Consider the following 17,019-nt stretch of genomic DNA (forward strand, 5'->3'; position numbering starts at 1 on the left):
GTGACATCGGCGACCCCGGACATGACACTTCGATGAAATGTTTCGCCACTTGATACCGATCAACCGGCAGCCGTGCCCACACTCCTAAGCTCCTTCCATGGACACCGGGTTTTCCGGTCCAGTCGATTCAACGAGCGTGGGAGAGTGACATGGCATCGATGATGAAGGCCGCCGTCGTGCGGGAATTCGGCAAGCCGCTGACGATCGAGGAATGGGCAATCCCCGAGCCGGGCCCGGGACAGATTCTGGTCAAGTATGAGGCGACGGGCGTCTGCCATACCGATCTCCATGCCGCCAATGGGGACTGGCCGGTCAAGCCCAGCCCGCCCTTCATTCCCGGCCATGAGGGCGTGGGTTACGTGGCAAAGCTTGGCGCCGGTGTTTCCCGCATCAAGGAAGGCGACCGCGTCGGCGTGCCATGGCTGCATACGGCCTGCGGCTGCTGCTCGCCCTGCCGCACCGGCTGGGAAACGCTGTGCGGCAGCCAGCAGAACACCGGTTACTCCGTCAACGGCACCTTTGCGCAATATGGCCTTGCCGATCCCGACTTTGTCGGCCGGCTGCCTGACAATCTGGACTTTGGCCCGGCTGCACCCGTGCTCTGCGCCGGTGTCACCGTCTACAAGGGTCTGAAGGAGGCGGAAGTGAAGCCCGGCGAGTGGGTTGTCATTTCAGGCATTGGCGGGCTTGGCCACATGGCGGTGCAATATGCAAAGGCCATGGGCATGCATGTGGTTGCCGCCGACATTCACGAGGACAAGCTGGCTCTGGCAAAGACCCTGGGTGCCGACGTCATCGTCAATGGTCGGGATGCCGATGCGATCGCGCAGGTGCAGAAGGCCACCGGCGGCGTGCATGGCGCTCTGGTGACGGCGGTGTCGCCGCAGGCCATGGAACAGGCTTACGGTTTCCTGCGCTCCAAGGGCACGATGTCGCTGGTCGGCCTGCCGCCGGGCTTTATCTCGCTGCCGGTCTTCGAAACCGTCCTGAAGCGCATCACGGTGCGCGGCTCGATCGTCGGCACGCGCCAGGATCTCGAGGAAAGCCTGCAGTTTGCCGGTGAGGGCAAGGTCGCCTCGCATTTCAGCTGGGACAAGCTGGAGAATATCAACGACATCTTCCACCGCATGGAAGAAGGCAAGATCGACGGCCGCATCGTGCTCGATCTGGCCGCCTGAACCAGCGCCTCATGGGACTGAAGGCGGCATCGCAGATGCCGCCTTCTTTTTGTCCGAGGCTGAACCAGTTCCGGCCCGCTGTCTGAATGGGACAGGCTCAATTGGCCGACTGGATGACGGAAACACGCGGTGGCGCGCTGGTGCAGGCGCTGTCCTCGCAGATGCCCGTGATCCAGACCTCGCCATTACCGATCATCACGCCCTCGGAATTGACGAAAAGGCTGCCGTAATCCTGGTTTGAAACCGCCTCGACGATCGCTTCGGTAAAGACGGAATCATACGCGTCGAGCAGTTCCTGCTCCGAGCCATAGGTCGCCTCTTCGCCATCGATGGTGACGGTCAGCGGATAGTTCACAAGGCTGACGACAATGTCGGACTTGCCTTCCTCAAGCGCCACCTTGAAGGCGTAGAACAGCTCCTTGTAGTCCGGCGCATCGCCGAGCAGCGTTTCGATCTGCTGATCGACGGATGCTTCGTCGGCGCGGCTCGGCCCGGAGGCGATCAGGGTTGTAGATATCAACACGGCGGCAAAGGGAACGAGGAAACGGGGCATCGGCTTTCCTTGATGAGAAATGAGCTCGCATTTCATAATCTGGAATGAACAAGCGCATCGAATTTCTTTTGGGCGTGATCCGAAAGCAGCGCTGCAAAAGTGAACGCTGCGTGAAGCCGGCCTGCACTGGAAGCAGGGCTTCGGCTCGTCTATCTATTGCGGTGCAGCAAGGATAGGACGGGCCATGGCAGAAAGTTCACGCAATTCCAACCCCGATCGGATCTTCGTCTTTCAAGGAGGCGGCGCGCTCGGGGCCTACCAGGCCGGGACCTTCGAGGCCTTGCATGACCGGGACGTGGAGCCGGACTGGCTGGCCGGAATCTCGATCGGCGCGATCAATGCGGCGATCATCGCCGGCAGCCCCCGCGACAAGCGAATCGCCCATCTCAGGGAATTCTGGCAGTCCATTTCCGCCACGCTCGACTTCGGCTGGCCTGCGGCAAACGACAGCCAGAGACGGCTGCAGAATGATGCAGCAGCTTTGGCCGGCAGCCTCTGGGGCATTCCCGGTTTTTTCTCGCCAAGGCTCTGGACGCCTTACCAGTTGATCGCCAATCCTGAGAGCCGGATCAGTCTCTACGACACCGGGCCGTTGATGAACACCTTGGAGCGTCTGATCGACTTTGATCTCCTCAATGCTTCTGGAACCCGGCTGAGTGTCGGCGCTGTCGATATCCATTCTGGCAACTTCGCCTATTTCGACAACCGCAGCCGCCGCCTGGATGCCCGCCACATCGCGGCATCCGGCGCCCTGCCGCCGGGCTTTCCGCCCGTCGAGATCGATGGCCGGTTCTATTGGGATGGCGGCCTTGTGTCGAACACGCCGCTGCAGCACGTGCTCAATGTCAACGACGCCTCCCGCGATCTCGAGATCTTTCAGGTGGATCTGTTTAACGCGCGAGGAGACATGCCGCGCGATCAGTTCGAGGTCGAGAGCCGGATCAAGGAGATTCGCTATTCCAGCCGTACCCGCATGAACACGGATGATTTCGCCCGCAGGCAGATTGTCCGGCGGGCCGCCAAACGGCTGCTGGAGAAATTGCCGCCTGAATTGTCCGAGGATGAGGATGCGCAGATCCTGCGCTCGATCGGCCATGAATACGACGTCACCATTGTCCACCTGATCCATCGTCGCGCCTCGCACGCGACCCATGCCATGGATGCCGAATTCTCCCGCCGGTCGATTGAGGAGCACTGGCAGGCAGGCTATGACGATGCGTGCTACACGCTGGACCACCCGCGCTGGCAAGGACGGGGTCGTCCCAAAAACGGCATACAGATCTTCGATCTTGCGCGCGATCGACAGCCCCATACCGATGCATAGTTGTATTTTGATGAACCTTTTTTGGAATCGTCATGCAATTGCACGTCAGGCCCGTGTCGTTAACGATTTGGCCAGAAGCGAGGCCTAATTCCTGTGCCGAGACAGAGGAGGCCGGCGAATGATGCGTCGGACAACGATCCATGAGTGATAAGGTCGACAAGGGCCGTCTGCAGCAGCGCAAGAAGCCGATGCAGGAGCGCAGCATTCAGCGGCTGGAGTCCATTCTTGAAGCCGCCGTCGGGCTGTTTCTTGAAAAGGGCGTCAACAACGTGACGATGAGCGAGATCGCCCAGCGAGCCCATATTCCGATCGGCTCCCTCTACCAGTTCTTTCCGCAGAAGGCGGCCATCATCAAGGCGCTGCATGATCGCCTGTCGAGTCAGATGGACGGCTTCATCCTCAACATCTTCGCTGATACGCACACGCTGGATGAAGCCGCCGAGCGCGCGGCCAAGTGTCTGCTTGAGATCTTCGACATCATCCGCAAGGCGCCGATCCACATCTCGCTCTGGCAGGCCATCCTCGCAGACAATGATCTCAACCAGCTGTCGGCCGAGTTTCATGAGCGTCTGATCACGGCCTTCTACAAGGACCTGGCGCATCTTGTGCCGGAAGGGCAGTGCGAACGGTTCCGCATTAACCTCAAACTGATGATCATGACGACCAGCGAAGTCATTCGCTTCTCCAGCCATCAGAGCGAAGAGGCGGCAAGCGCCTATCTGGCGCGCTGGCGCCAGATCATCCGCTCGCAGATCTTCAATTTCGATCCCTGATGCTCACCAGCCGGGCATCATGTTGCCGGCGCGCGCACGCGAAACGTAACGCCCATAGCCCTTTGCGTCACCATCCAGATCATCCTCGACCTGAGCTGGCGTAATGTTGTCGAGGCAGGCGGTAATGTGATCGGTGATCGCATTGACCAGTGAGGTCGACAGGCCCGGTCGCTTCATCAGACCGATCTGCACCGGTGGTAGCGGCGGAAAACCATCGGCGGCCGTGAGCACTTTCATTCCCGTCCTGAGTGCCGATTCCGGCAGCGTTGAAACGGCCATGCCGGCGAGAACGGCGGCGGCGACCACCGTCGACGACCAGCTGGTGAACAGGACCTGGTACTCGCGCCCGTCAGCGTCCAGCGCCGAGCACGCAAGTTGACGCCACTGGCAGTCACGCCGACCAACGGCAAGCGGCACAGGCGCATCGTCCTTCAGCGGATGGTTCGCCGAACCGACCCAGCACAAGGGTTCGGTCCGCACCACGTCCGATTGTCGCAGCAGCGGATTATGCGTCACGAGTGCAATGTCGAGTTCCCCCTTTGCCATCTTCTCGGCCAGGTCCATCGAAGGCTCGCAGACGATATAGAGTTCGACATTCGGATGCGTCTTGGCGAAGCGGCCAATGATTTCCGGCATGTAGCGATCGGCATAATCGTCAGGTGTGCCGATGCGGAGCGTTCCCTCCAGACGGTTGTCGTCGAATGCGGCGATCGCTTCCGAATTCAGCCGGATAATCCGCCGCGCATAGTTCAAGAGCTTGTCGCCATCGGCAGTCAGCCGGTTGCCGCGACCATCTTTCACGAAGAGCTGCTTGCCGACGCGCTCTTCCAGCCGGCGCATCTGCATCGAGACGGCCGATTGCGTCTTGAACACGCGGCCGGCCGCCTTGGTGAAGCTGCCAGTGTCGATGATGGCGACGAAGGTTTGCAGTTGATCGATGTCCAGGGGAGCCGACATGGGTTTCGTCCATCAGAAGGGTTGATGATTACCATTAGAAACATTCGTTGGACTGATCAATATCTTTTCGCCAATTTGCCCCTCGCCACCGCCGGACCATAAAGTCCAACAGACCATCCCGCCTCCAATGCACCCGCCGCCCCCGCGGCGGGATGCACCTCCTCGTGCCCGCTGAAAGGACATTTGCCATGCGCACGACCGACCGGATCTTCGACCTCGAGCTTGTTTACCCCGCGCGCCATGTCTCGGCGGCAGATCGCGTGACACGTGTGTCGAACGTCATCCGGACGGTGTTCAAGGCCATCCGAAATCGACTGGCGGTGAACAAACTCGGCGACCTCGATGATCGTCTGCTGGCCGATATCGGCCTGTCGCGCAGTGAGATCAGTCAGGTCCTGCTAAGCCACGGAATCTCCAGTGACCCGTCGCCCATTTTGAAACATTTGGCCCGCGCTCGTGCCGAACAGGCATTGCGCGCCCCACGGTCCTCTTGACCGACGGCATCCCCGCAGGGCGATAGCCAACAGCCCTGCCTTTTGCCCGATTTGGTGTTCTCACCAGATCGGGCATTTTTTTTATCGCTAAATTAACCTTGGCGGGTGCCATATGCGGGGAATAAGCACGCCCTGGTAACAACTTTTCAATGGGCTTCTGGCAGCAGAAGAGACTGTGCTTTCGTGGAATTCTGTCGGAGAACCATCCATGCGGATATCGAAGAAACTGCCGGTCGCTGCAGCCCTGTTCGCCCTTGTTACCTTGAGCGCTTCGGTTGCCATCGGCCTCGTGCAGCAAAGCGCGACGCTCAACGAGCAGGTTTACCAGAAACTCGAAGCGACGGCCGACGGGCGCCGCAACGAGGCCAAGCGCTTCCTGGACGCGATCCGCCTCGATGCCCATGCAATTGCCTCCAACATGATGACCCAGCAGGCCCTGTTCGGCATCACCGGCGCCTGGCCAAAGCTCGGCGACAATCCTGTCGCCGAACTGCACCGTCGTTACATTGCCGACAATCCCAATCCCGTCGGTCAAAAGTTCAAGCTTGATAGCGCCAAGGTCGACAATTACGACCGTGCCCACCGACAGGGCCACACCACCTTTGTCAAACACCTGCAGGCGCTGGGCTACTACGACATCTTCCTGATCGATGCCGACGGCAACGTCGTCTACACCGTGCAGAAGGAAGATGACTTCGGCACGAACCTGCTGACGGGCCCCTACAAGGATACGGGCCTCGGCCAGGTCTACCGCAAGGTCATGCAGAGCGACGATCCGGGGATCTTCGCCAATTCGGAATTCGAGAACTACGCACCATCGCTCGGCGCCCCGGCAGCTTTTGTTGCCGTGCCGATCATCATGAGCGATCGCAAGATTGGCGTGCTCGCCTATCAGTTGCCCAACGACCAGATCAACGCGATCTTTTCCAACACGCGCGGTCTTGGAGAAACGGGTGAGACTCTGCTCGTCGACGTTTCCGGCACGGTGATCAACGACAGCGGCCGCACCCCGGAAGCCGATGGGCTTGTCACAAAGATTGCCTCTCCAATGATTGCAGAGGTCGCAGCCGGCGCGGAGAAGAGCGGCTTGCTCGAAGGCTACCGCGGCATGGAAAGCAACGCTGCCATCGTTCCCCTTCAGTTCGGTGATGTGAAATGGGCCGTCGTCGCCCTGATCGGCGCGTCCGAAGTCTCCTCGCAACTCCAGGCGACGGCGCTGAAGTCGATCGGTTTCGGCCTGGTTCTGATCCTTCTCGGTTCGATCGTTGGCCTCATCTTCTCTCGCACGCTGACGCGCCCGATCTCGGATCTGGTTGGCGCCATGCGGGAATTGGCCACAGGAGATACGGATATCGACCTGAAGGGCGTCGACCGCAATGACGAAATCGGCGACATGGTGCGCTCCGTCGCCGTCTTCCGGCAGGCGGAAATCGACAAGCGCCAGCTCGAAACCGAAGCGGCAGCACGCCGGTCTGCGGGTGAAGCAGAACGCCAATTGCGGGAACAGGAGCGGGCCGCAGCCCAGGCCGAGTTGACCGAGGCGATTGATGTTCTGGGTTCTGGTCTCCAGCGTCTGGCCAGTGGCGACCTGACGACCCCGATCCGCAAGCCGCTGACGGGCAATCTCGACCGGCTGCGCATCGACTTCAACGCCTCGCTGGAGCGCCTTTCGGCGACCGTGTCGGCCGTGCATGGCAATGTTGCCGAGATCAATCGCAAGAGCGGCGCCGTCGGTGGTGCCACGGCTGATCTGTCGCTGCGTACCGAGCAGCAGGCGGCCGCTCTCGTCGAAACCTCCGCGGCCATCCGCCAGATCATGGAAGCGATCCGGCATTCCTCGGAGCGCGCCGAAAATGCCTCGCGCCTGGCACTCGAAGCCCGCACCAATTCCGACCGTTCCGGCGAGATCGTCGGCGGCGCGGTGGATGCCATGAGCCGTATCGAGCAGGCCTCGAGCGAGATCTCGAAGATCATCAACGTCATTGATGAAATCGCCTTCCAGACCAACTTGCTGGCTTTGAATGCCGGCGTGGAGGCCGCCCGTGCTGGCGAAGCCGGAAAGGGCTTCGCGGTCGTCGCGCAGGAAGTCCGTGAGTTGGCCCAGCGCTCGGCCAATGCGGCAAAGGACATCAAGGCTCTGATCACCAAGTCGGGCCAGGAAGTCTCGGCCGGTGTGGGACTGGTGCGCGAAACGGGTGCCGTACTCTCAGCGATCGCAGGCCAGGTTGTCCAGATCGGCGATCACATCCATTCGATCGCCTCGACCTCCAGACAGCAGTCGACGAGCCTCAACGAGATCAATGACGCTGTGACCCGCATGGAGAATGTGACGCAGCAGAATGCCAACGCCGCCGAACAGACCAATGCGGCCATGACCGGCCTGACACGCGATGCCGAGATGCTCTCCGAGCTCGTTGGGCAGTTCACCGTGGAGAACAATGCAAGCGGCATGCAGAACCGGTTTGCCGACCAGCGCGATACGCCGTTCTCGCGCCCCCTGGGATCGGCTCCGTCTGCGCCATCCACACCCGCATCGGCACCGTCCTCTCTGCTGCGCAAGACAGGCCCAAAGGTCGTGCCCGCCCAGCCCGGCAGCCGCTCGGTCGCCTCGCCGGCACGCTCGCTGATGGACAAGATCTCAATCGGCCTGGGCGCCAAGATGACTCAGGCGAAAGACACGAAGTCCGAAAACGAGTGGGAAGAGTTCTGAGGCCTGAAAGGTTCCTGAAACGGCAAACGGCGCGGTTACCCGCGCCGTTTTGTTTTTGTCTGTAGAAGTGCTCAGGCCTTGGCCTTCGGTCCTTCATCCGCTGCACTGGCGGAACCGTCGCTCTGTGTCGCGGCACGGTAGGTGTCGAAGATCTGTTCCATGCTCTTCTGATAGTTCTTCTGCACTTCAAGCCCGCTGTCGAACAGCGTGTTGATCATCGCCGAGAAACTTTCCTGCGCGTCCTTCTCCGCCGCCTTGGGCGCTTCCGCCTGCGGCTTCGGGGCCTCGGTCGGCTGACCGTTCATCTGGGCGGTATAAGCAGCCGCCATGTCCTGGAAGGCCTTGGTGAAGGGGTTGTCGAGGAAGGGATTGGCAGGCGCCTGCGGCTCCGGCTTGGTCGGCGCGCCACCCATCATCTCCTGGAAGGCCCGGGTAAACGGATTGTCGAACATGGTGGCAGGCTGCGGCTTGGGCTGAAGGCCGGTATTTTCGAGCCATTGCTGCATCATCGCGGCCATCGGATTCCCGGCAAAGGCATTGGAGCCGGAGAATTGCCCGGTGGTCTGTTTGAACAACCCGCCCATGATTGTATCGGCCATGGCCGGCATCATCTGCTTGAGAATGTCCTGGCCGATCCCGGTCAGCTGAGCTGCCTGTGCCGCGATCGCGCGCGAGACCTCCTTGGAGCCGAAGATCTGCTGCAACACCTGATTGCCATCGGCGACCCCCTGCGGGGTGAAGGCAGCGCTCATGTCTTCGAAGTAGCGCGCATAATTGGCAGACGACATGGCCTGCAGAAGCGTCGAGAAATCGTAAGGATTGGCGGCGTTGCGCTTGAAGCCGGAGGCAAAAGCGGGCGTCAGCGCGGCGATGGCCTTGGCTGTCTGCTCCTGGGCCAGGCCGAACTGCCGCGCCATGGCATCCATCGCCTTGCCGTTCTGCGCCTGGAGCATCATGTCGAACAATGGCAGCATGGACTTTTCTCCCCGAATGCGTGCAGCTGAATCAGCACTATAATCGCAAAAAGCCCGGCGCAAACCGGTTTTTGCCGGTTTCATCGCCGAGCCTTTGTATGGGGCAAAAAGCGCTATCGCTTAGTACTGATACTCGTCGAAAGCGGGCTCCACTGAACCGTTCCAGCGGCCGTGATAGAGCATCAGCAGATCGTCGGCGAGCGTGGCACGCTTGGCCAGAACTTCGTCCAGCGGGTTGAGGAAGACGCTCTCGTCATTGCCTTCGGTATTGAGCCGCGCCCGAGCCTGCAGGCCCTGCCGGGAGATCGCCACCACCTCGCGGCAGACATCGAGAAGCGGCCGGCCGGCAACGCTGGCTTTCAGCCCCTGCGACGGCACGCTGTCGCGCATGGCAATGACGTCCTCGACGGTCCAGTCGGCGGTCAACGCATCGGCTGCAGCCAGTGCTGCGTCGTCGTAAAGAAGTCCGACCCAGAAAGCCGGGAGCGCGCAGATCCGCCGCCAAGGGCCACCATCGGCACCCCGCATTTCGAGGAAGCGCTTGAGGCGCACTTCTGGGAACAGGGTGGAGAGGTGGTTGGTCCAGTCGCCGAGCTGCGGTTCCCAATCGGCAATCTCACCCTTCAACGCGCCATCCATGAACTGGCGGAAGGTGATGTGGGTACAGTCGTGGTAGCGGCCGTCACGTACGACGAAATACATCGGCGCATCGATCGCCCAACGGACATAGTCACCAAACCCGAAATCCTTCGAGAAGGTAAAGGGCAGGATGCCGGCACGCTGGTTGTCAGTATCGCGCCAGATGTTGCCGCGCCAGGACAGAAGCCCGTTCGGCTTGCCTTCGGTAAACGGCGAGGCAGCGAAGAGGGCGGTGGCCACCGACTGCAGCTTCATCGAGACGCGCATCTTGTTGCGCATATCCGCTTCCGAGGAAAAGTCGAGGTTTACCTGAATTGTGCAGGTCCGGTACATCATGTCGAGGCCCTGGCTGCCGACCTTCGGCATATAGCGCGCCATGATGTCGTAGCGGGATTTCGGCATGCGCGGCGTCTCGGCCAGCGACCATTTCGGACTGCCGCCCAGGCCGAGGAAGCGGATGCCCATTGGCTCGGCGATCTCCCTGAGAACGGCGAGGTGCTGGTTGGATTCCCGGCAGGTCTCGTGCAGCGTCTCGAGCGGCGCGCCCGAAAGCTCGAACTGGCCGCCGGGCTCGATCGAGATGGCGCCCATACCGGATTGCTCACCAAGGCCGATGATGTTCTCGCCGTCCATGATCGGCTCCCAGCCGAGCTTGGCCTGCATGCCCTTGAGCAGGGCCGAAATACTGGCGTCGCCGAAATAGGGCACGGGGCTGTTGTCGGCGCGGAAGAACGCGAACTTCTCGTGCTCGGTGCCGATCCGGAAGGCCTCCTTCGGCTTTGAGCCGGCCGCCAGATAGGCAGCCATGTCATCGAGTGTGCCGAGAGGTGTCTGGTCGGTCGTGTCACGGGCCATGAAATAAACCTTGTTGGGCGTCGCCAATCGGCATGCAGGGCCTCAGCGTGAGGCCCGACTATCGGGTTGATTGGACCGGTTTCATATGCCGTGCAAGTGAAATTCTCTCAAGCACGGCTGGAAAAATCTGAAGCTTCCGTGGCTGTGATCGCGGGGGCTCAGTTCCAGTCGCCGATTGCTGCCTGCACGACGGCAAGTGCTGCGACAGCTGCCGTGTCGGCCCTGAGGATACGGGGCCCCAGTGGTATGGCTGTCACAAAGGCGAGCCCTCGCAGCAACTGGCGTTCTTCCTCGGAAAATCCCCCCTCAGGACCTACCAACAGGGCAAGAGACCGCTCTCTTATGCTCTGTAGGGCAGGGAGCGGGTTTTGCGTGGCACTGTCCTCGTCGCAATAGATGATGCGGCGGTCCGCAGGCCAGCGTTCTAGAAGGTCCTTGAGCTTGAGCGGCTCACGCACTTGGGGGATCGCAAGGATGCCGCATTGTTCGGCCGCCTCGACGACATTGGCCTGAAGGCGCTCAACGCTGCCGATCTTGCCCTGCACATGCTGGGTCATGACCGGTTGCAGCACGCCGGCACCCATTTCCACGGCCTTCTGCACGAGATAGTCCATGCGGCCGACCTTGAGAGGGGCAAAGAGGAAGTGGAGATCGCTGTCGGCCGGTTGCGGTCGGGTCTCTTCGGCGGGGGTAATCAGGATGCGTTTGCGGGTGGGAAAGCGAAGCGTGGCACGCCATTCGCCATCACGGCCGTTGAACACCAGGATCTCGGCGCCATCCTCGAGGCGGAGCACATTGGCGAGATAGTTGAACTGCTCGCTCGTCGCCTCGAATCCCTGCTGGCTGGAAAGATCTGCCTCCACATGAAGCCGCTGCATCCGGTAGTTCGCGCGCATATATGTCCTGTCTCCACTGTCAGGGAACGAGGTGAGACATAACCAAATATAGAACCGCTGCAAGAGCGGCGGACGTCGGAACCGTGATGACCCAGGCAGCCACAATCGTCATGAAATGCGAACGGCGGACGAGGTAGCGGCGACGCAACTCCTCGGGATTGCGCTCGGGCTTCGGTTCCGCCTCAAAGCGCTCCGCCTTTGCCCGCATATATTCCACCCGGCGTTTCGAGTGGCGCGTGTACCATTCGCGGAAGAAGCCGACGCCGAACACGGCTCCCACGGCGATATGGGTCGAACTCACCGGAAGGCCGAGCGCCGATGCCAGGATCACGGTCGTTGCGGTCGAGAGGGATACGCAAAACGCCCGCATCGGGTTGAGCTTGGTGATTTCCTCGCCAACGATGCGGATCAGCCGTGGACCGAACAAAAGGATCCCGACAGAAATGCCGAAAGCCCCGATCAGAAGAACCCACAGCTGCGGCGTGCCGCTGCCGGCCATACCGTCCGGGCGCGTGGCTTCAACAATGGCAGTGAGCGGGCCGATCGCATTGGCAACGTCGTTTGCGCCATGCGCAAAGGAGAGGAGCGCGGCCGCGAAGATCAGTGGCAGCCGGAAGAGCTTGCGCAGCGACTGGTTGCGGTTTTCGAGTCCGGCAGCCTGTCGCCAAACCAGCGGCTTCACCAAAAGCCATGCAAGGAAACCGCAGACCAGCCCAACCCCAATGGCGGTGGCGACGCCGATCGAGAGGAACTGACTGAAGCCTTCAAGCGCCAGATAGCTGATGAACGTGCCGGTCATGATGGCGATGAGGACCGGAACCCAGCGCCGGGCCGCAGCGATCTTGTCCTCGCGGTAGATGATGAATTCCTTGACGAAGGCGAGCACCAGGGCAGCGATCACCCCCCCCAGAAGCGGCGAAATCACCCAGCTTGCGGTGATGGCTGCGACCATGCCCCAGTTCAGCGCTGAAGCACCGACCGCAGCGACCCCCGCGCCCAGCACGCCACCGACGATCGAATGGGTGGTCGAAACCGGCGCGTTGATCCAGGTGGCGAAGTTGACCCAGACGCCTGCGGAGAGCAGGGCGGCCATCATGGCCCAGATGAAGACGTCCCGCGAGGGCGCCATTCCAGGGCTGAGGATGCCTTCCGAAATTGTCGATACGACCTTGTCACCGGCGATCATGGCGCCCGCGATCTCGAAGACAACGGCCATGGCAAGGGCGGTCCCCATACGGATGACCCGGGCTCCGACGGCGGGCCCGACATTGTTGGTCACATCGTTGGCGCCGATATTCATCGCCATGTAGGCGGCAACAGTCGCCGCAGCCACCACGATCGTCGCGCCCGAGCGATCCATCGCAGCGCCTGCCGCAACGACCGCTGCCAAAATCAGGAAAATGAGAGCCAGTCCGAAGGGGGCGACACCGCGCCAGACATGCTGCGACGCCTCCTCAACCTGGGTGATCTTGTCCAGATCCTTGTCCAGTGTCGGCTTGAGAAGCTTAGGCGTCGATTTGCCCATGAGGCTAGGCTCCCGGAAGAAACCGCAGACCGGTCTCCCATTCCGAGCAGTCTACTCTGTGTCTGTGAAATTGACGTTGCGGCACGATCATCGAAGCAGGGTGCCACAACATGGGAAAACGGCACCGAAGCGTGAGATATCTGCAGTAGCGGTATCTGCAAATCGACGTGGCTTCAATATGTCACTTTGGTGACATTTGCTGTTTCAGGCTGCTTTTCCGGACTTTTTAGGGGTGTCGGCTGCAATGGCCTCCAGCAGCTTTTCGAAGGCGAGAAACAGGACCTGCAGCTCCGGCTCTTCCACGCGCCGCGCTGCCTCGCGGCAGGCAACCCATTCGAAACGGCGCGTTCCCTTTTCCGGGAAATCCTTGGCCACGCTCTTCACTTCAAGCGCATGGACCTGAGCACGGGTCGGCACCTTCAGCCCGTTCTTCAGCTTCTTCAAATAGGAGTAGCTGCCGATCGGGTCGCGTGTCGCCTTGCCGAGAATGCCGGCCTCTTCGAAGGCCTCGCGCTCGGCGATGGCGTGGGGCTGCTTGCCTGCCATGTGCCAGCCCTTCGGAATCACCCAGCGACCGGTATCGCGACTGGTAATCAGCAACACTTCAAGCTCGCCAGTCTTTTTCTGGCGGCGGTAGCAGATCGCGGCAAATTGCTGCCGCGGCGGCCGCTGCAGCATGAGCCTGAGATCGGATGTGATGCGACCAATGATTCCCAAGACGTGTTCACCTCGATTCGGATTCTATATTAGATGCAGTTTATGAACGATAGAAAAGCAAACCGAGGGTTGCCTTTTCCATCATCATTTATGGTTTACCAGAGCCTATCAGCGGTGCCCCAGTCCATACGGAATTCTATTGCGACACGATATGGCGCAAGTTCGTCATGGGGCATGGTCTGTGACGTTAGTCGTATCCACCGATGCCAAATTGCATCAGGCCGGTCAGCACCCCGTGCGCCGAATGGCCGTCTGTCTGCACGATGCGGGTGTTGACCTGTGCGAGGCTGGAGAGTTCTGCAAGAGCATTGCCGGGCAGGATGCCTCGGACACCGTCCAGCGTAAACATGGCCCGGTCATTGCCGGTATCCCCCGCCACCACCACTTCGTCGAGCCCGACCCCGAGCCGTTGGCAAAGCCAGGCAAGCGCGCGGCCCTTGTCTGCGAGATCCGGGATGACATCAAGGTCGCGATTGCTGGAATAGACAATGCGGACGGGATGCCCAGCGCGCCTCAACCGCTGTTCCAGGCCCATAATGTCCTCGGCCTTGGCATTGTGTAGATACCAGCTCGATTTCAACGCATGCTGATACTGCGCAGGCTGGCGGGAGATCTGCTGCATGCCAAGGAGATCGGCCTCGATCAGGTCGACGTCAAATCCATGGCCGAGCGCGCGTGCATAATGCGTACCGATCTCCGGTTCCGCCGCCGAATGCAGCATGGTGCCGACGCCGCCGATGACGAAGTCTGCCTCAGGCAAACCTTCTTCGGCCGTGAAGGCGAGGATGTCCTCGATCAGCCGGCCGCTATTATAGACGAGGAGCGGCCGTCGCTCTGCGGGCAGATCTGCCCAGAACCGTGCAAAGGCCTCGCTGCCTTGGCGATCACCGGCAAGTGTGCCGTCGAGATCGGAGGAAAAGAGCCGGATCGGTTTCAATCGCCATCGTTCCATGGTTCCGCCCAATCGCTTTCTTCGAGCGCCTGCGCCACCGGTCGGCCCTCGACCAGAGCCACAAGCTGCTGCGCAATGCCGGTCCAGGTGAACAGGCTGCGAGCCTTGTGCGCGCCCATGCGGGACAGTCTGCCATAAAGTCGCGGATGGTTCAGCGGTTTCATCATGGTGATGCCGAGATCATATTTGTCGAAGGGATCGGCAAACAGCGCATGGCGGCCGTAGCTCACGGACCGGAACAGGCCGCCATGGATGGTCACAATGGTCGGCGTTCCGCTCGCCATGGCCTCGATAGCCGTCATGCCGAAGGGCTCGTAGCGGCTGGACAGCACGAAGAGGTCGGCGGCCCGGTACATGTCGGGCAGATCCTCATCCGCGATGAAGCCGGAGAAGTCCACCTTGTCGGCAATGCCGAGATCCTCCACCTGCTGCTTCAGCTGGGCGAGAATACCCTCTTCCTGCGCATCCATCGTCTCGCCGCCAACGGCAAGACGAAGCCGCGCATCGGGCACGCGATCCGCAAGAACCTTGAAGCCATCGATCAGCAGGTCGTAACCCTTGTTGGTCGCCAGCCGTCCCAGCGCCAGGACCGTCCGCCCGTCAAAGCCCAGGCGCTGGCGGATCATCTGGCGCGAGGCGTCAGACACGGGGAAGAAGCGGTTGTCATCATAGCCCGGCGGGATCATGTGCACGCGATTGCGCGGCAGGCCATAATCCGCTGTCAGCATGTCGAGCTGGATTGGCGTGGTCGCGATCACCAGCTGGCAGCTGCGATAGACGATCAGCTCGTGCTGAATGCGCTCCTTGAAGTTAAACTCCGCCTCGAACTTGTCGGCCCGCTCCGGATAGTCGGTCTCCATCTGCCGCTTCTTCCAGAGCCCCAGCGAATGGGGCGTGTGGATGTGCGGCACCCGAAGTTCATCCGACAGTCGCTGGCCGGCAACGCCGGCATCCCAGTAGTGGCTGTTGATGAAGAGATAGGTGAGGCCCTCACGCTTGATCCAGCGCAGCGCCTTTTCATTCCATTCGGGGAGAGAGCGGTAGAGATATTCCTTCGGGATGAAGTCACGACCACCACAGGGGATGCGCACAACCCGGACATTCTCGTCGACCTCGTCGATCTCGGGCTGGTCCTCGAAGCGCCGGGTAAAGATATCCACCTTATGCCCAAGCTGTGCGAGCTTTTTGGCAAGCTCTAGCACATAGACCACCTGTCCGCCTGTATCGGCAGCGCCCAGAGGTGGGTGCGCGGCCACATAGCCATGGGTGGAGACGAGCGCTATACGCGGCGTTTCCTGCAGATCGGGTTGAATTGCCATTATCCCCACTCAGAAAATTTGTTCGTATGAAGCGGAAAACAACGCTCATACGGCACAAAAGTTCCGGTCTCACGCGACAAGACACCTTAAATGCGGCCAGGTCGCGCAATCTGGATAGGCTCAAATCTCAAGCGTAGGGTATCATTCCTGCGCTCCTGACAATCAGGAGCTTTCGTCCGTTTTCGCCGTGCTACCGCTCCGGCCGCCTTTCGCCGGCGTCTGGCCTGCATCCCGACGCAGCAGGCGAAGCTTCGAGACGCGGCCCCATTCGTCGGCGCGGGCGCTTTCATCCACGGCCGCCATGACGAAATCGATATGTGCCTGCGCTGCCGCCTTGGCCGCTGCCGGATCGCCGGCAACAATCGCGTCATGGATCGCCACATGCTGCGCCAGCAGCTGTTCGCGGGCATTGGGCAGGGAAAAGACCGCCTTGCGATTGAAGAAGATGCCCTCCGACAGCAGCCGGTAACAGGCCCGCATCGTGTGCAGCAGAACGATATTGTGCGCTGCCTCGCCGACTGTGTTGTGGAATTCCACGTCGGCGGCGAGTTCCTCGTTCGGATGCGCCGTAGCATGGGCGCGGCGCATGTCCTCGACGATCCGCGATAGCAGCGCCTTGTCGGTGTCGGTGGCGCGTTGGGCTGCCAGTTCTGCCGTCAGACCTTCCAGCTCGCGTCGGTATTCGAGATAGTCACGCGTGGCTCGGGCATGACGCGAAATGAGGTCGATGATCGGCTTGGAAAAAACCTGCCCGATGATATCGGCAACGAAGGTGCCGCCGCCATGATGGCTGACCAGTAGCCCGCGTCCCTCAAGCGCCTTCAAGGCTTCGCGCAGGATGGGCCGCGACACATCAAGCGATTGCGCCAGATCGCGCTCGCCCGGCAACCGGTCGCCATCGCGCAACACCCCGTCAAGGATCAGAAGCTCGATCTGCTGCACCACCTCGTCGGCGGTACGGCTATGGCTGATCCCGGAAAAAAGTCTGTCGTCGCTGTCTGTCACGGCCGCCTCCCATTGCGCCGAGTTAACAGCCACGTGGCTGATTGGTCAATTAACTTGCCCAGTCGCCGTGGCGCGAAGGTGACAGTTCCCGCGCGGTTGTTCCCTGTGGCAATTGCGCCTTTGCCCGGATACGAGAGGGCTGTTAGCT

The 17,019-nt window shown here is 60.9% G+C and carries 15 protein-coding genes; 5 read left to right on the forward strand and 10 right to left on the reverse strand.

Features of this window, described 5'->3' with window-relative positions:
* The first annotated feature begins 149 nt into the window (after positions 1-149).
* The gene (gene adhP, locus ACSV9I_RS05710) at positions 150-1,178 is read left to right on the forward strand and encodes an alcohol dehydrogenase AdhP (protein ID WP_054158766.1); all 1,029 of its coding nucleotides are present in this window, start codon (positions 150-152) and stop codon (positions 1,176-1,178) included.
* Between the two features lie 97 nt (positions 1,179-1,275).
* Here adhP and ACSV9I_RS05715 read toward each other — a convergent pair whose 3' ends face one another.
* The gene (locus ACSV9I_RS05715; protein ID WP_438327841.1) at positions 1,276-1,731 is read right to left on the reverse strand and encodes a hypothetical protein; all 456 of its coding nucleotides are present in this window, start codon (positions 1,729-1,731) and stop codon (positions 1,276-1,278) included.
* 184 nt (positions 1,732-1,915) lie between these two features.
* On the opposite strand from ACSV9I_RS05715, the gene ACSV9I_RS05720 reads away from it, so the two are divergent.
* Together ACSV9I_RS05720 and ACSV9I_RS05725 are read left to right on the forward strand one after the other, a co-directional pair.
* Positions 1,916-3,055 (forward strand): patatin-like phospholipase family protein, encoded by a 1,140-nt coding sequence (locus tag ACSV9I_RS05720; protein ID WP_438327842.1) that lies wholly within the window; start codon positions 1,916-1,918, stop codon positions 3,053-3,055.
* A 140-nt stretch (positions 3,056-3,195) separates the two neighbouring features.
* A complete protein-coding gene (locus ACSV9I_RS05725; RefSeq protein WP_438327843.1) occupies positions 3,196-3,828 on the forward strand; it encodes a TetR/AcrR family transcriptional regulator in 633 nt (210 codons plus the stop codon).
* A gap of 3 nt (positions 3,829-3,831) precedes the next feature.
* On the opposite strand, the gene ACSV9I_RS05730 is transcribed toward ACSV9I_RS05725, so the two are convergent.
* A complete protein-coding gene (locus tag ACSV9I_RS05730; protein ID WP_438327844.1) occupies positions 3,832-4,785 on the reverse strand; it encodes a LysR substrate-binding domain-containing protein in 954 nt (317 codons plus the stop codon).
* Between the two features lie 188 nt (positions 4,786-4,973).
* Here ACSV9I_RS05730 and ACSV9I_RS05735 point away from each other — a divergent pair, with 188 nt between their 5' ends.
* Complete coding sequence (locus tag ACSV9I_RS05735; RefSeq protein WP_438327845.1) at positions 4,974-5,279, forward strand: DUF1127 domain-containing protein; 306 nt, start codon at positions 4,974-4,976, stop codon at positions 5,277-5,279.
* A 208-nt stretch (positions 5,280-5,487) separates the two neighbouring features.
* A complete protein-coding gene (locus ACSV9I_RS05740) occupies positions 5,488-7,989 on the forward strand; it encodes a methyl-accepting chemotaxis protein (RefSeq protein ID WP_438327846.1) in 2,502 nt (833 codons plus the stop codon).
* 71 nt (positions 7,990-8,060) lie between these two features.
* Here ACSV9I_RS05740 and ACSV9I_RS05745 read toward each other — a convergent pair whose 3' ends face one another.
* From ACSV9I_RS05745 to ACSV9I_RS05780, 8 genes are all read right to left on the reverse strand, one after another.
* Positions 8,061-8,963 (reverse strand): DUF937 domain-containing protein, encoded by a 903-nt coding sequence (locus ACSV9I_RS05745; protein WP_438327847.1) that lies wholly within the window; start codon positions 8,961-8,963, stop codon positions 8,061-8,063.
* 120 nt (positions 8,964-9,083) lie between these two features.
* Complete coding sequence (locus ACSV9I_RS05750; RefSeq protein ID WP_054158785.1) at positions 9,084-10,457, reverse strand: glutamate--cysteine ligase; 1,374 nt, start codon at positions 10,455-10,457, stop codon at positions 9,084-9,086.
* 158 nt (positions 10,458-10,615) lie between these two features.
* The gene (locus ACSV9I_RS05755; protein ID WP_438327848.1) at positions 10,616-11,353 is read right to left on the reverse strand and encodes a 16S rRNA (uracil(1498)-N(3))-methyltransferase; all 738 of its coding nucleotides are present in this window, start codon (positions 11,351-11,353) and stop codon (positions 10,616-10,618) included.
* Between the two features lie 19 nt (positions 11,354-11,372).
* A complete protein-coding gene (locus ACSV9I_RS05760) occupies positions 11,373-12,878 on the reverse strand; it encodes an inorganic phosphate transporter (RefSeq protein WP_438327849.1) in 1,506 nt (501 codons plus the stop codon).
* Positions 12,879-13,082: 204 nt separating this feature from the next.
* Positions 13,083-13,595 carry an NUDIX hydrolase gene (locus ACSV9I_RS05765; RefSeq protein WP_438327850.1) on the reverse strand — a complete coding sequence of 171 codons (513 nt, stop codon included), beginning with the start codon at positions 13,593-13,595 and terminating at the stop codon, positions 13,083-13,085.
* 187 nt (positions 13,596-13,782) lie between these two features.
* The gene (locus tag ACSV9I_RS05770; protein ID WP_438327852.1) at positions 13,783-14,547 is read right to left on the reverse strand and encodes an HAD-IIB family hydrolase; all 765 of its coding nucleotides are present in this window, start codon (positions 14,545-14,547) and stop codon (positions 13,783-13,785) included.
* Positions 14,529-15,866: a glycosyltransferase family 4 protein gene (locus ACSV9I_RS05775; protein WP_438327853.1), complete on the reverse strand. Its 1,338-nt coding sequence runs from the start codon at positions 15,864-15,866 to the stop codon at positions 14,529-14,531. Before ACSV9I_RS05775 ends, ACSV9I_RS05770 begins: the two co-directional genes overlap by 19 nt.
* Before the next feature lie 162 nt (positions 15,867-16,028).
* Positions 16,029-16,871, reverse strand: a complete 843-nt coding sequence (locus ACSV9I_RS05780; protein ID WP_438327854.1) for a FadR/GntR family transcriptional regulator — start codon at positions 16,869-16,871, stop codon at positions 16,029-16,031.
* Positions 16,872-17,019: the final 148 nt, after the last annotated feature.

The organism is Rhizobium sp. G187 (assembly GCF_051549525.1).
Lineage (GTDB): Bacteria > Pseudomonadota > Alphaproteobacteria > Rhizobiales > Rhizobiaceae > Allorhizobium.

What these genes read in the sequence shown, in the direction of transcription:
- ACSV9I_RS05740 (WP_438327846.1), top strand. Translation starts at nt 5,488, where the DNA reads ATGCGGATATCGAAGAAACTGCCGGTCGCTGCAGCCCTGTTCGCCCTT.
- ACSV9I_RS05770 (WP_438327852.1), bottom strand. Translation starts at nt 14,547, where the DNA reads ATGGAACGATGGCGATTGAAACCGATCCGGCTCTTTTCCTCCGATCTC.
- ACSV9I_RS05750 (WP_054158785.1), bottom strand. Translation starts at nt 10,457, where the DNA reads ATGGCCCGTGACACGACCGACCAGACACCTCTCGGCACACTCGATGAC.
- ACSV9I_RS05715 (WP_438327841.1), bottom strand. Translation starts at nt 1,731, where the DNA reads ATGCCCCGTTTCCTCGTTCCCTTTGCCGCCGTGTTGATATCTACAACC.
- ACSV9I_RS05760 (WP_438327849.1), bottom strand. Translation starts at nt 12,878, where the DNA reads ATGGGCAAATCGACGCCTAAGCTTCTCAAGCCGACACTGGACAAGGAT.
- ACSV9I_RS05720 (WP_438327842.1), top strand. Translation starts at nt 1,916, where the DNA reads ATGGCAGAAAGTTCACGCAATTCCAACCCCGATCGGATCTTCGTCTTT.
- ACSV9I_RS05735 (WP_438327845.1), top strand. Translation starts at nt 4,974, where the DNA reads ATGCGCACGACCGACCGGATCTTCGACCTCGAGCTTGTTTACCCCGCG.
- ACSV9I_RS05775 (WP_438327853.1), bottom strand. Translation starts at nt 15,866, where the DNA reads ATGGCAATTCAACCCGATCTGCAGGAAACGCCGCGTATAGCGCTCGTC.
- ACSV9I_RS05730 (WP_438327844.1), bottom strand. Translation starts at nt 4,785, where the DNA reads ATGTCGGCTCCCCTGGACATCGATCAACTGCAAACCTTCGTCGCCATC.
- ACSV9I_RS05725 (WP_438327843.1), top strand. Translation starts at nt 3,196, where the DNA reads ATGAGTGATAAGGTCGACAAGGGCCGTCTGCAGCAGCGCAAGAAGCCG.
- ACSV9I_RS05755 (WP_438327848.1), bottom strand. Translation starts at nt 11,353, where the DNA reads ATGCGCGCGAACTACCGGATGCAGCGGCTTCATGTGGAGGCAGATCTT.
- adhP (WP_054158766.1), top strand. Translation starts at nt 150, where the DNA reads ATGGCATCGATGATGAAGGCCGCCGTCGTGCGGGAATTCGGCAAGCCG.
- ACSV9I_RS05745 (WP_438327847.1), bottom strand. Translation starts at nt 8,963, where the DNA reads ATGCTGCCATTGTTCGACATGATGCTCCAGGCGCAGAACGGCAAGGCG.